At 40.8% G+C, this 13914-nt stretch carries 9 protein-coding genes; 4 read left to right on the forward strand and 5 right to left on the reverse strand.

Annotation, left to right across the window (positions count from 1 at the left end; translation table 11 throughout):
- Positions 1 to 36: 36 nt before the first annotated feature.
- Both CWB77_RS13805 and CWB77_RS13810 read right to left on the reverse strand, forming a co-directional pair.
- Complete coding sequence (locus CWB77_RS13805) at positions 37 to 588, reverse strand: flavodoxin family protein (RefSeq protein WP_131690813.1); 552 nt, start codon at positions 586 to 588, stop codon at positions 37 to 39.
- 112 nt (positions 589 to 700) lie between these two features.
- Positions 701 to 2413 carry a cyanophycinase gene (locus CWB77_RS13810; RefSeq protein WP_138623218.1) on the reverse strand — a complete coding sequence of 571 codons (1713 nt, stop codon included), beginning with the start codon at positions 2411 to 2413 and terminating at the stop codon, positions 701 to 703.
- A gap of 352 nt (positions 2414 to 2765) precedes the next feature.
- Here CWB77_RS13810 and CWB77_RS13815 point away from each other — a divergent pair, with 352 nt between their 5' ends.
- The 3 genes from CWB77_RS13815 to iadA all read left to right on the forward strand — a co-directional run bounded on the left by CWB77_RS13815 (position 2766) and on the right by iadA (position 8417).
- A complete protein-coding gene (locus CWB77_RS13815) occupies positions 2766 to 5693 on the forward strand; it encodes a TonB-dependent receptor domain-containing protein (protein ID WP_138623221.1) in 2928 nt (975 codons plus the stop codon).
- 141 nt (positions 5694 to 5834) lie between these two features.
- Positions 5835 to 7238 (forward strand): putative basic amino acid antiporter YfcC, encoded by a 1404-nt coding sequence (gene yfcC / locus CWB77_RS13820; protein WP_055013126.1) that lies wholly within the window; start codon positions 5835 to 5837, stop codon positions 7236 to 7238.
- Between the two features lie 12 nt (positions 7239 to 7250).
- Complete coding sequence (gene iadA / locus CWB77_RS13825) at positions 7251 to 8417, forward strand: beta-aspartyl-peptidase (protein WP_138623223.1); 1167 nt, start codon at positions 7251 to 7253, stop codon at positions 8415 to 8417.
- Positions 8418 to 8467: 50 nt separating this feature from the next.
- Here the strand turns inward: iadA and CWB77_RS13830 are convergent, their stop codons facing one another.
- The 3 genes from CWB77_RS13830 to CWB77_RS13840 are packed head-to-tail and all read right to left on the reverse strand — an operon-like array spanning position 8468 to position 12878.
- Positions 8468 to 8773 (reverse strand): DUF3240 family protein, encoded by a 306-nt coding sequence (locus tag CWB77_RS13830; RefSeq protein ID WP_010392847.1) that lies wholly within the window; start codon positions 8771 to 8773, stop codon positions 8468 to 8470.
- Positions 8766 to 11837, reverse strand: coding sequence for an efflux RND transporter permease subunit (locus CWB77_RS13835; RefSeq protein ID WP_138623224.1), 3072 nt, complete (start codon positions 11835 to 11837; stop codon positions 8766 to 8768). Before CWB77_RS13835 ends, CWB77_RS13830 begins: the two co-directional genes overlap by 8 nt.
- Positions 11838 to 12878 (reverse strand): efflux RND transporter periplasmic adaptor subunit, encoded by a 1041-nt coding sequence (locus tag CWB77_RS13840; protein WP_249931439.1) that lies wholly within the window; start codon positions 12876 to 12878, stop codon positions 11838 to 11840.
- Positions 12879 to 13072: 194 nt separating this feature from the next.
- Here CWB77_RS13840 and CWB77_RS13845 point away from each other — a divergent pair, with 194 nt between their 5' ends.
- Positions 13073 to 13600, forward strand: coding sequence for a helix-turn-helix transcriptional regulator (locus CWB77_RS13845; RefSeq protein WP_054200642.1), 528 nt, complete (start codon positions 13073 to 13075; stop codon positions 13598 to 13600).
- Positions 13601 to 13914: the final 314 nt, after the last annotated feature.

Genomic DNA, 13914 nt, shown 5'->3' on the forward strand with positions numbered 1-13914 from the left:
AATGTGACTTTTTTAACTTATTTTATCGAGTGACTTTTACTTTAAGCGTTTGGCTACATCAGCTACACGTTCGCCGTATAAACGGGCCGTTTCTAAATCGCCTGATGGAATAGCAGATTCATCTGCATCAGTAGGTGATTGCACTAATACGCCAACTGAACCGCCTAAGTTATTGATGTCTTGACGAGTTGATTCCAATTTATTGGCCGGTGGTAACCCTAGGCTTACCCAAATTCCACCATGTTGCGAAGCCAATGTTTGCATACTAATTAGAGTGACTTGTTTATCGCCATTTAGGCTGCCGCTATTGGTAAACCCGCCAAATACTTTGTCTTTCCACCCCATGGTAAACCAAACTTTAGAGGTAGCATCAACAAACTTTTTAAACTGCCAAGGATATGAGCCCATATAGGTAGGTGCGCCAAATATAATGGCATCTGCATTGTTTAATGCATCCCAATCGGTGTCTTTTATGTCGCCATTCTCATCGATTGCAATAAGCTGAGCGTTTGCTCCATCAGCTACAAATTCAGCCACTTTTTTGGTATGGCCATATCCCGAAAAATAAATAACCGCTACTTTACTCATGAACCTTCCTTTTGTTGTGATTTAATAAACACGCTTGTAACTATAGTATGGCCGCTTAATCTAAAATCAACTAAGCAGGGTGTTTAATTAAATTAGCTTGCGTGGCATTAAATTAAAAGGTACTCACTGCAATTTCTAAATTACTCACCGCACAGCCATACTGCGCAGCACTAATACGATGATATCCAGACTCAGGCGTGGCAGATAAACTAATAATAAACTCATCTTGCTGGCCAACAGCCGTTTGTTCTTGGCTAAGGCACATGGCTTGCGTTAAAGAGCGTAATTTGGCCTGCGTTAAAATGCTGCCAAAACGCTGAACTGGTAAAGGCGGTATTTTAATTGCTGGCAATGCTTGGCTAATACTGCGCTGACTTAAGGTAAAATCGTTATTTTTAATATCAATCACACTGCCCACAGGCCAGTAAGAGTAACTGTAGGTTTTAGTTTTAGTTTTAGTTTCAGCCTGAGCTTGCTCTGTTGATTTAACCATCACCACACCATTTTTACCAATTACGGTCATTAAATTGCCAGCTTCAGATTTAATCACCACTAAGGCTGTGGTTTCGTCTACACCAAAACCGAATGCGGGTTGAGCTTGATTTGCACTGAAGCTGTCGAGCAAAGTGCCTAGTCTTAATGTACGGTTTCGCTCGCTAAAGTGTGTATCGAGTACACCGTAACTAAATGTGCCTAAACCCCCAAAGCGGTTGTAAGTTAAACTATCGCTGTTTGAGCGTTCACTTGGGGCATCAATGGCTTGTGCGCCTTCTTTCAATGCCGACAAGCTAGTGCCATTGGTGATCATCACCACATTCCCGGCGTGGGCTTGCCCACCACTTTGCACCGCGGTACCTGCACTTGTTCCAACAATAACAGGGCGAGACTGTAATGCTTTTGTCCAAGGGTAAGGCTGGTTATTTTCATCAAATAATACTTTTCGAGTTAGGCTTTGATCGCCACCATTAAACATCACACCGGTACTGTTTTTTATTAGCTCTACTAAAGCGTCGGTGCCTTTTTTACACAATTTATATTCAGCTTGTGTGCGATCAGGGTAAATATGTTCGCGTTGATATAGCCCCATTTCGGAGTGCCTAAGCGTGGTTAAATCATCACACTTGTTGGTGGTTATTGCTTTAGCAAGCGCAGGGGTTAATGCAAGCCATTGCGAATTTACATTAGGGAAGCTTAGTAATCCTTCGTAAAAATCAGCAGATTCATAAGGGTCTCTACTTGAGGCGGTAATGGCCAGCATACTCGGGTTGGAGTTATTAACTTTTAAACTACCCGATATAAACTGCAAAATCTCTGTCGCCGCCGATTCGCTATTAAGCGCAGTATTTACCTGCTCTTTTAGTCGCTTGTTGTCGCTTTTTATTTGAGCTACTTCAAGCATATCTATTACAAAATTGTATTCTTGATCCGATAAACTATTGAGCTGTTTGCTATCAATATCGCGCCACAACCATAACAGTTCTTTTTTCGATAATGTGGGCGATGACTTAGCCTGCATTGTTGCTAAATTTTTAATAGTGTTATTTTTAGCTTGGCTATTTTTACTGGGCCATTGTTGCTTTATTTGGCTAATTTTAGTGTGAGAGAGCGCAAATACATTATGCGTTTTACCCGAAATTTGAGTATTTTTTTCACAGTTTTTAGAGCTTAAACTGGCACATGTTGTGAGAGCTCCACCCACTAAAACAAGAGTTTGATTAGACTCTTTTGCGCTTAACTGTAGCGAAAAAGCAATTAAAATTGAGTAAAAAGCGGTTATTGTTCGCGATTTAACTAGTCGCTTTTTTGGTAAATTTATTCGTTCCATTATGTTACACTCATGTAAAAAATTATAAGAAATAACTTGCGAGAGCGTCTCTCACTTGCTATAAAAAAAAGGAACTTTAAAACGCGAGTAAGCTAGCACCCATTTGCTAGCTTTGTCAAAAACCTTTTTGGAAAGAGAATTATGTTTAAAAAAGCAACATTGCTTACAACATATTTCTACTCACCACACTACCTTTCGGAGTGGTTTGACGAGTAGCCCACCACCTCACTAATTTCTGTGAGGGGCTCAGCGTGTCATTTCACCATTGCCCTGTCTAAAAACCATAATAATTAAAGCCTTAAGAAATATTAAACCTATTTCTGCGCGCTTAAAAAAGACAAAAGGTACTACAATGTTTCGTCAACTAACTATTGCGGCCACAGTAAGCGCTTTACTGAGCCCTGTCACTTGTGTGTATGCACAAGAAACTCAAACTGATACCAACATTGAACGAGTAGAAGTAACAGGATCTCGCTTAAAAGGCGTTGATCTGGAAGGCACTATTCCACTAACCGTTTTAGACCAAGATGCAATCAAACGCTCTGGTGCTAATACCATTCATGAATTACTCAAAGATTTATCTGTATTTAAAGGCGGAAGCGGTACGTTCTCAACCTCTGAAAGTGGTGGTACGTCTACCTCTACACCAGCAGGTCAATCAGCAGCGAGCTTACGAGGCATGGGACCTTCGGCAACGCTGACATTAATAAATGGGCGAAGAGTTGCGCCTAGTTCATTTGCTGCAGGTACTGAAAACTTTGTAGATGTGAATTCTATTCCTCTAGCGGCCATTGAACGTATTGATATTTTAGCCACCGGTGCATCAGCCGTTTATGGTGCCGATGCTGTAGCGGGTGTTATTAACTACATTTTAAAAGATGATTTTGAAGGCGCTGAAATCAATACTTCGTTTGCCGATAGCTTTGATCAACATGACGAAAGTAAAAAACAATTAAACTTAGTGTATGGTACAAAAATAGGCGAGAGTAACTTAACGGTATTTGCAGATATATACGACCGTAACGCTTTTAAAGCGACCGATCGTAATTACACGGCCTCTCCCTCTTTAGTGAATGGTTACTCCTATTTACCTAAGCTGGAGAACTCACCTAATATTTATTATTTCAGCAGCCGAGATGGTAACGAACTTCCATCACCAAACTGCAAAACCGAGTTAGTTACTACTGAACTTGATGAACAAATTTGTGCTTACTACCCTAATCAAGATGATTACCTAGAAACGCCATTTGAAAGCCTTTCAACCGGCTTTATGTTTAATAGTGAGCTTGGTGGTCTACAATGGCATACTGATTTTTTTTACAGTCAGACCAAGGCAAAAGCGTATTCATCGCCCTCACCTATTAACCAAATTAATGACGACGACGGCCCGTATGTTTTAGAAGACGCCTTATTTATTTACGATAATGCCGATGGTAGTAATGATTTATTAGATCAACTCTACATTGACCCATTTGATACCCAAAGTGGTCGAGAAGTGTATGGTTTTGCATTTGATGCGCGCTTTAATGCCCCAAGAACGGTGGAAGTAGAAACGAAAAACTTTCGCTTAGTAAGTAGCCTAAGTGGTGAAATTGGTGATTGGGGTTGGGAATCTGGTGTTACTCTTTCTCGCTCACGTTCAGAGCAAGAAGCGATTGCAGGGGTTTATAATCGCTACAAGTTCCATGGCGCGATTACAGGCGAGCTATGTTCAGACGGTACGCTGGCAAGTTATGACGGTACTGACTTAAATTGTGCATCTGGGGAGTTGCTACCTTTTTACAACCCTTTCCTTCAAGGCGACGCCGCTAATGATGCCGTTTTGGCAACAGCGCAAGCTCGCCCAACACGCAGTGGAGAAAGTACTGTTTACGGCTGGGATGCTAACTTTAATGGTGAACTATTTACCTTTAACGACCTACCAGCCTATGCCTCATTTGGGGTAGAAGCACGACGTGAAGAGCTAAGCGACATTCCTTCGCTTAATTCACAAGCTCAAGCAGACAAAGACTACCTTGTTGATGTATTTGGATTTGGCTCTAGTTTATCAGAAGCCGATCGCACTCAATATGCCGCCTTTGCTGAATTAAGTATTTCACTGAGTGAGCAAATAGAGCTACAAGCAGCGGGTCGATACGATCATTACGATGATTTTGGTGGCACCTTTAATCCTAAAATAGGTTTGAGCTATCGCCCGACTGATTCGTTAGTTGTTCGTGGTTCATGGTCAACCTCGTTTAGAGCACCATCATTAACTCAAGCTGGCGTTAAATTAAGAACCACGCAATCCACTTTCGATTGTGGTGCTAACCAAGCGGTGTCTGATCTTTACTGTATGGGTGATGGCACCCAAGTGAGTGTTAATTCGTTAGAGTTAGGTAACCCAAATCTAAATGCAGAAGAATCTGAGGCTATCAGTGTTGGCTTTGCATGGAGTCCATCGGCTAATACTAATTTAACCATTGATTATTGGCAGTTTGATCATGAAGAAGTAATCGATACCAACATGACCGCAGTGCTCGACCGCGCTATAACTGATGCGTCACTTCGTCACTGTGGCATTGTACCACCGGGCGAGCAAGGCATATCGTACGATGAAGCATTATGTGATGTCACCGACACCAGTGGTTTAAACATAGAGCAAGACGGCGCTAATTTAACTGAAATTTTAAGCAGTTATATAGATGAATTTAACCCACGTGATGACGAGCTATTTTTACCGTTGTTTCGCGATCATGCTATCCCACTTGAAAACACTGGTACACAAACATTAGCAGGCATAGACTTTAAGTTTGACCATAGGTTTGTATTACCAAGCGGCGATTTAACCTTTGCGTTTGACGGTACTCATTACCTTGAGTTTGAACGTAATAAACCGGGGTCTGACTCGTTAGAGAAGCTGGTGGGAACTTATCGTTATCCTGAAAATGTTGCGCGTATGTCAATAGATTGGGAAGCGCAAAATTACTACCTTAACTTAGGTGCAAACTACACCAGCAGCTACGAAGATGATATAGAAGGCCTGCGTGGTCGTGAAATTGATGAGCTAGATTCGCTTGGCGTATTAGACTCAAAAGGTGAGCATCAGGTTGATGACTGGCTCGTTTGGGATTTATCAGCGGGTTTTTATGTTAATAAATCGCTGACTTTGCGCGCGCGCATCAATAATATTTTTGATAAAGAGCCACCCACTCTTTATGGCTCAAGCCGTGGCTTTGATTCAATTAATCATAATGCCCTAGGTGCTAATTATAAATTAAGTATTAGCTACCGTTTTTAACCACTTAGCCGCAAAGCAAACGCTTTGCGGCCTTCCTTTTATTACTGGTCATGGCTACAGTGACACTGCCTATTAAGTGCTAAAGTACGTTTAAGCGTTTATTTACGCATCAACACAATGACCTTTTATTAAAGTGAAATTATGAAACAAAAACAATTTTCTATGCCAGATGCAAGCATCATTTTGCTGTGTGTGGCAGTGGTTGCCTATATGGCCACGGTATTTATTACCCCTGGGGTATTTAATGCAGAATCTGGTAGCCACACTGTGCAGCTTTCACAATATCAAGCCGTTAACGACCAACAATCACCACCTGTTTTTGCACAAGGTGGCGACATTGGTTTAGCAAATGTATTGTTTGAAGGCTTAGTGTCGGGTGATAAATATGGTGCAGCTATTGGCGTAATGGCGTTTATTTTAATCACTGGCGGTGCCTTTGGCATTATTATGAAAACCGGCGCGATTAATAACGGCATTATGGCACTTATTAATAAAACCAAGCGGGTTGAATGGCTGTTTATTCCCTTACTGTTTTTACTATTTTCGTTAGGCGGCGCGGTATTTGGGATGGGCGAAGAAGCTATTGCATTTTGTATTGTGCTGCTCCCTATTATGCAACAACTTGGCTACGACGCTAAAGTCACTGTACTTACAACTTATGTGGCTACGCAAATAGGCTTTGCCACCTCATGGATGAACCCTTTTAGCATTGCTATAGCGCAATCGATAGCTGAAATTCCAGTGTTTTCTGGTGCGGGCTTTCGTATGCTAGCGTGGGCTTGTTTTACGCTTGTAGGCCTTGTGTTTACTATGCGCTATGCAAAACGGATAAAAACACAATCCCAAAAAACGGGTGATCAGCCAACGATTAAACTCAGCCTAGCCGATGCACTCACATTATTAGTGTTTGTATTGGGCATAGCTTGGGTCGTATGGGGGGTGATGGCGCGCCAATATTATATTCCTGAGCTTGCTGCACAGTTTTTTTGTATTGGCCTTATCAGTGCAATAATTGCCATCGTGTTTAAAAAGCTAACCGCGAATGAGTGCGCGGATGCGTTTAAACACGGTGCACAAGAATTATTGCCAGCGGCGTTATTAGTCGCACTGGCTAAAGGCATTGTATTACTATTAGGGGGTAGTGATTTAACCACTCCCTCGACCCTCAACACCCTGCTTTATTACTGTGCAAGCAGCATAGCCAGTGTGCCAGATTACATTGCAGCTTGGGGAATGCTGGTGTTTCAAAGTGTATTTAACTTTTTTGTTTCATCGGGTTCAGGCCAAGCTGCCATCACTATGCCGCTGATGTCTCCACTTGGCGATTTGCTCAATGTATCAAGGCAAATTGTAGTATTGGCCTTTCAATTAGGTGATGGATTAACCAATATTTTAATTCCCACCTCAGCTAGTTTAATTGGTTGTTTAGGGGTCGTGAAATTAGATTGGGGAGAATGGGCTGCGTTTATTTGGCGCTTTGCTCTAGCACTTTTTGTATTAGCAAGCGGCTTTATATTTCTTGCTTACTTTATTAATTATCAATAAAAAGAATTTGTTATGTTAACTTTAATTCAAGGTGCAAACGTTTATGCACCTACCTACCTAGGCACACAAGATGTTTTAATTGGCGGTGGTAAAATCATTGCTATTGACGAAAATATAATCCTCGACAGCAGTGTACTCGTCAAACGAATTGACGGTAAAAATAAGCTTGTTACGCCGGGGTTTGTTGACTCATTAGTGCATATTACCGGTGGCGGTGGCGAAGCTGGATTTGCCAGCCGCACCCCTGAAATGAACCTAACCGATGCAACCCTATCGGGCACTACCACAGTGGTGGGCGCACTGGGTACCGACTCAAGCTCACGTACGCTTACCAATTTGGTTGCCAAAGCAAAAGGCCTAAAAGAGCAAGGGCTGAATGTATTTTGCCATACCGGTTCGTATCATTTACCCGCTAAAACTCTTACTCACTCAATCACTGACGACATCATGTATATAGAGGAGTTTATAGGTGTTGGCGAAGTGGCTATTTCTGATCATCGCAGTAGCCAACCTACGGTCCAGCAATTAGCAGAATTGGCAGCCGAGGCCAAAGTAGCCGGTATGCTCAGTGGTAAAAAAGGCACCGTGAGTATTCATGTCGGCCCTGTTGATAGTCACTTGAGTATTTTGCATCATGTGGCTCAGCAAAGTGATATTAAGCTTAAACAGTTTTATCCTACGCATATGAACCGCAATAAAGCACTTCTTGATGCCGGTATTCACTTTTGTGATCAGGGCGGTACTATCGACTTTACCACCAGCACCACCGACTACGATTTAGCCCATGGTGAATATGCAGCAGCCCATGCCCTTGCCTACTGCTTAGAACAAGGCGTAGCACCAAATCAACTCACTATGAGCTCAGATGGCCATGCTAGTTTACCTATTTTTGATAAAGACTTTAACTTATTAGGGTTAGAGGTAGGCAAAGAGGCATCACTACTGAGTTCGTTTCAGCAAGCAGTTAAGCAATATAACGTCCCTATTGAGCACGCTTTAATGAGCATAACCAGTAACCCTGCCGATATTTTAGGACTTGATAAAGGCCGCCTTAAAACAACAAGCGACGCGGATGTTGTGCTTCTTGATAAAGAGACCTTAACCCCTGAGTATGTATGGGCTAACGGCACTTTAATGGTGCAAAACACCCATGCAGTCATAAAAGGAGTGTTCGAGTAACACGCAATGCTGCTGAGAATGCTCAGCAGCATAAAATGCTAGATACTGAGTTATCCTAAGTGCCCACTTTCATAAATTGGGGTTACCCAATATTTTAATGGCGTGTACTTACAAACAGGACTTAGCGCCGTTTTTACTATGGCAAGTTCTGATAATAAAATATGCACCTCAAATTGATAAAAACTGCGATGCCCTTCTACTTGCTCGGCAATATCAAACTCGCTGTGCTCTTTGCTATAGCCTTGAATTTTTTTTAAGTTAAAGCCGGTTATACAGTCTATGCCTATTAATATATCAACTACGTCATCTTTTATATTTGTGGGTGCATTTAGGGTAAAAAGTAACTGTTCAGCCATGTTTCTTCTCCAACCAACCATAAAAGATAGGTAATAAATAAAGTGTTGTAATAGTGGAGGTAATTAACCCGCCAATAACTACGATAGCTAATGGCTTTTGTATTTCAGCCCCTGGACCTGTTGCAAACACCAGCGGCAATAAACCAAACATAGCGGTTGTCGCGGTCATTAATACAGGGCGTAGCCGCCTACTAGCACCATCTAAAATGCACTGCGTTACATTTGCAGCAAACATTTTAGTTTGTTCAAAATAGCTGATCATCACAATCGCATTAAGTACGGCTACCCCCAATAGGGCAACAAACCCTACCGATGCAGGCACCGATAAATATTCATTACTAATATACAAAGCAATCACCCCGCCCATCAGCGCAAACGGGATATTGGCAATAATTAGCATTGATTTAGATAGCGATTTAAAGGTAGTAAATAAAATAATAAATATTAATATTAACGCCACAGGAATGAGTACTAATAAATTTTGCGTTGCGCGTTGCTGACTTTCAAACTCGCCACCAAAAGATAAAGTAAATCCACTGGGTAACTTTATATTACTGCTAATTTTAGCTTTAAGTTCATTCACGTAACTCACCACATCACGGTTATCTACGTTGACGCTAACTGAGGCAAAGCGCTTAGCCTTTTCGCGCTCTATTAACAATGGCCCTGTTTTAAAACCAATACTAGCAACGTCTTCAAGCGGCATTAAGCTATTATCTGGCATTAAAATAAGGCTACTTTTTAGCGCTTGAATAGAAGATAAATCCACTAATTGGTTTTTAGCTGTGGCACTATTAAATACAATAGGAATAACACGGTTGCCCTCTTGCAGCGCAGACACCTGTAATCCTTCAAGCTGAGACTTTAAATACTCACTTAATGTTTGCGTTGTTAAACCAAATTGACTCGCAACCTCAGGGTTGAGCTTAATATTAACGTATTTGCCCCCTTCAATAAGCGCCATTTGCACATCACTTGCCCCCTCAATACGATTTGCAAGCGCAGTGATTTTTTCTGCAAGCGATGACAAGGTTGCAATGTCGTTACCAAACACTTTAATTGAAATATCGCCAGTGCCACCCGTTAGCATTTCTGATACACGCATTTGAATAGGTTGAGTAAAGCCAATATTAACACCTGGAAATTGCGCAAGCGTTTGGCGAATATGCTCTATTAGTTGCGCTTTTGAAGCAAAGCGCCATTGCTCTTTTGGTGCCAACTCCATAAACACATCGGTTTCGTTTAACCCCATAGGATCAAGCCCCAGTTCATCCGATCCAGTACGCGCGACAATTTGCACTATTTCAGGAGTGTTTTTTAATAAGGTGGCTTCAATTTGCTTGTCTATATCAAGGGAAGCCTGTAGTGAAATACTGGGAGATTTTTCAAGCTGAACAATAATGTCGCCTTCATCTAACACTGGCATAAAGCTTTTACCAAGTCCCTGAAATAACGCGCCACTGAGGATCAGTACCATCATTGAAGTAACACTTATTAGCATTGGCTTTTTAATCGCCTCAGCAAGGGTTTTACTATAAAAGCCTTGTAACAAAGTCACCATTTTAGGCTGTTTTACGGGTTCATTTTTCAACAATAGCGAGGCTAAAATAGGAATAACTGTAAGCGATAACAATAGCGCACTTAACATAGCAAATACGATAGTGAGCGCTACAGGGGTAAATAATTTTCCCTCAAGCCCGGTGAGCATTAACAGTGGTGAAAATACAATAATAATAATGATAGTGCCTGAAAAAACCGGTGCAGCAACCTCTTTACAGGCGCGATAAATAACATGTAGCCTAGGTAAATGTTGATTATTAGCCAGCCGATTTAAAATATTTTCAACAATCACAACCGATGAATCCACCAGCATACCAATTGCTATCACTAAGCCCCCTAAGCTCATTAGATTGGCTGATAAATTAAACTGTTTCATCATAATGAAAGTTAACAGCGCCGACATAGGTAATGATAACGACACCACTAAAGAGGAGCGAATATCCCCTAAAAACAACGCCAATAATACAATCACTAAAATAATAGCTTGGCCTAATGCGCCGGTAATTGTGCTAATTGCGGTGTTAATAAGATTAGAACGATCGTAAAACACGCTTATGCTGGTACCTTGCGGCAGTGAGGCTTCGATTTGGCGCAGTTTACTTTTTACCTCTGTCACCACTTGCGCTGTGTTACTATTTTTAAGCGCAATAATTAGCCCTTGAACAGCTTCTTCGCTATTTTTAGTCACTGCTCCATAACGAGTTAAACTTCCGACATCAACATTGGCCACATCGCTTAAGCGGATCACTTTATTTTGTGTTGATTTAACGACTGTATTTTTGATGGCCTCTAAATCGCTATATTTACCCTCAGTACGCAAAATTAACGTATCGTTGCCTTTTTCTAAGCGCCCTATGCCACCATTTTGATTGGTTTGCACCATCGCCTCTCGCAGTTGTAAAAAGCTAACTTGATGCTGCTGCATTAATAAGTTGTTGGGGGCGATAGCAAACGTTTTTGCATACCCGCCTAAGCTATTTACATCGGCTACGCCACTCACGGTTCTTAGTAATGGCCGTATTTGCCAATCAAGTAACTCTCTTTTTTCAATCAGCGATAAGTTAGGGCTTTCTATGGTAAACATAAACACTTCAGACAGCGGCGTACTCATTGGTGCCATACCACCACTAATATTGGCAGGTAAGCTAGGTAAAATATTTAACAGCCGCTCGTTTACCTGTTGGCGCGCCCAGTAAATGTCAGTACCTTGTTTAAAGTCAATGGTAATATCAGTAATCGAATACTTGGTGGTAGAGCGCAACATTTGCTGAGCAGGAATGCCCAGTAGTTCGGTTTCAATAATGCGCGTTACTTGGGATTCAATTTCAAGGGCGTTCATACCCGGTAATTTATAAACAATTTTTACTTGGGTAGGCGATATTTCAGGAAATGCATCCACCGGAATACTCAACCACGAGCGAGCCCCTATAACCATAGCAATAATGGCAAAAATACTAACAAACAATCGCTGCGTTAGTGAAAACTTAATAAGCAGGTTCAACATTTATTCTCTCCCTAAATGCAACAGTATTCCCTGCAATGCACTTACTGAGCTAATTAATACTTGTCGATTATTTAAGGGGATATTGGCGCTAAAAATAAAATCTTGATTACGTGAACCAATTAACTGTACAGGCACAAACTCAAGATGTTCGTCAGCTTTAATGGCAATATAATTGGTATTTTCAAACTCAAATAGTGCCGATTTGGCAACGCTGTAACCCGTTATTTTTTTAACCGGAACCGCTTTAATACTCTGCCCTATAGTTAAGTTACATTGTGCAGAGCTTGGTGATGCCCAAATAGTTTGATGGTACTTATTAGCAATACTGTCTACGCTTTTAATAGTGAGTTGGCATTGATCAGAAACCCTGAAATAAGATACCCCTTTGCCCAAGCTAATAGGAACAGTAAACTTAACCTCAATACTATTAGGGTCAAGAATGTCGAATGCTCGTTCGCCTAACATGCGATTTGCCGCTTGAGTAGGAAATTGTAATATCCCTGTTTTTGGGCTAATCAAGCTCACGTTTTCTAGCTCATCAACCTGCAAATAGCGCATTTGGTGATTTAAATGCTCAAAGCTCAGTTTAGCTGCATAGTAACTTTGCGTAATAGTGACCCACTCAGAGCTCCTAATAATTTTATTTTTAAGGTGCACCTTGTTTATATCATAATGGCTCTTAGCTACATTAAGCATGTCTTTTGCTGATTGATAAGTGTCTAAAAAGTGCTGAACATCACTGCCTTGAACAGTTGCCACAATAGCGCCTTTTTTTACATGACTACCGTTAGCGTACAAATAATTAATTTGCGCGACATCAAATGCAAACAATACCGTGTAATTTACACCCGGCTTATAACTCACTTTCCCCATTACACTTTGAGCGTTAATAAAATCGGTGGCGTGAATATTGGCAAACTGAGTATCAAATCCATTTAACTCGCTAGTAGGAATGGGAGCAAGCGTTTGCGCGGCTGACACACGGCTAATAGTTAAACAGGTCAGCACAGCAATAAATAATAACGCGTTAGAGTGTTGCACAAAATTACATCGTATTTTTGTATAATTTAACTGCATTTGGTTTGTCCGCATGTGATTAATTTTATAGAATAACCATGCCCTTTTTACGGGGTTATCGCATCAGGCATACGCCTTAACATGCCAATAAACCTTAATTTTTGTATCACAGTACATATGTCCATTGTAAATTTAACTTACTGATAATAGAGACTTTAATGAGAGATAAAATAATTGCAGCAACACTATTGATGATCATGGTGTTAAATTTTTTTGACGTGATCATGGATTTAAAATTAGGAGTGCCGCAGTGGCATATTTTTACTGAGAGTTTAATTGTGGTTATTTCTGGCTTAGGTGCTCTGTATTTAATTAAAGATATTAACGCACGAACCAAAAAAATTAATAACCTCAAGCGCGAGTTAAACAACTCTGTGACTCAGCTAAACAATATATCGCAGGAAATGAAAGACGCGCGCCATCAATATAGTGGTGTTATACAAACTCAATTTTCTCAGTGGACACTCACTCGTAGCGAGCAGGAAGTAGCTATGCTATTACTCAAAGGGCTTAGCTTTAAAGAAATTAGCGCGCTTAGAAGCACTAAAGAAAAAACAGTACGCCAACAAGCTTCAGATATATATAGTAAAGCGGATGTAGAGGGCAGACATGAGTTTGCCGCATGGTTTTTGGAAGACTTTATGCAACAAAGGCACTATCCGCATTCAAGCTCAGCCATTAACTAATGCAGTGACTAACGCATATACTTGCACGCTATTTTAGTCAGCATTAAAGTGGCAGCTAAATTTCGCCATTATGACTCAGGACTTTAAAGCTCAAGGCCATATTTTAGAAAATAGTAATTACGTTGTATTAGTAGTTAATTATATAGTTACAGAAACGATTATGTTTTTAATAAAAATGGGCCCAATTACAGCAAAGCCTCAATCTGATTTAGACTAATAATAACGCAGTTTTTAACAATACTCGTTTTTGAAAGTTACTTTTACCTATAAAAAAACGCCTTAGCTTAATAAACTAAGGCGTTTTTAGTGTTATA

Origin of the sequence: Pseudoalteromonas sp. S1610, assembly GCF_005887465.1 — a bacterium.
Taxonomy (GTDB): Bacteria; Pseudomonadota; Gammaproteobacteria; order Enterobacterales; family Alteromonadaceae; genus Pseudoalteromonas; species Pseudoalteromonas undina.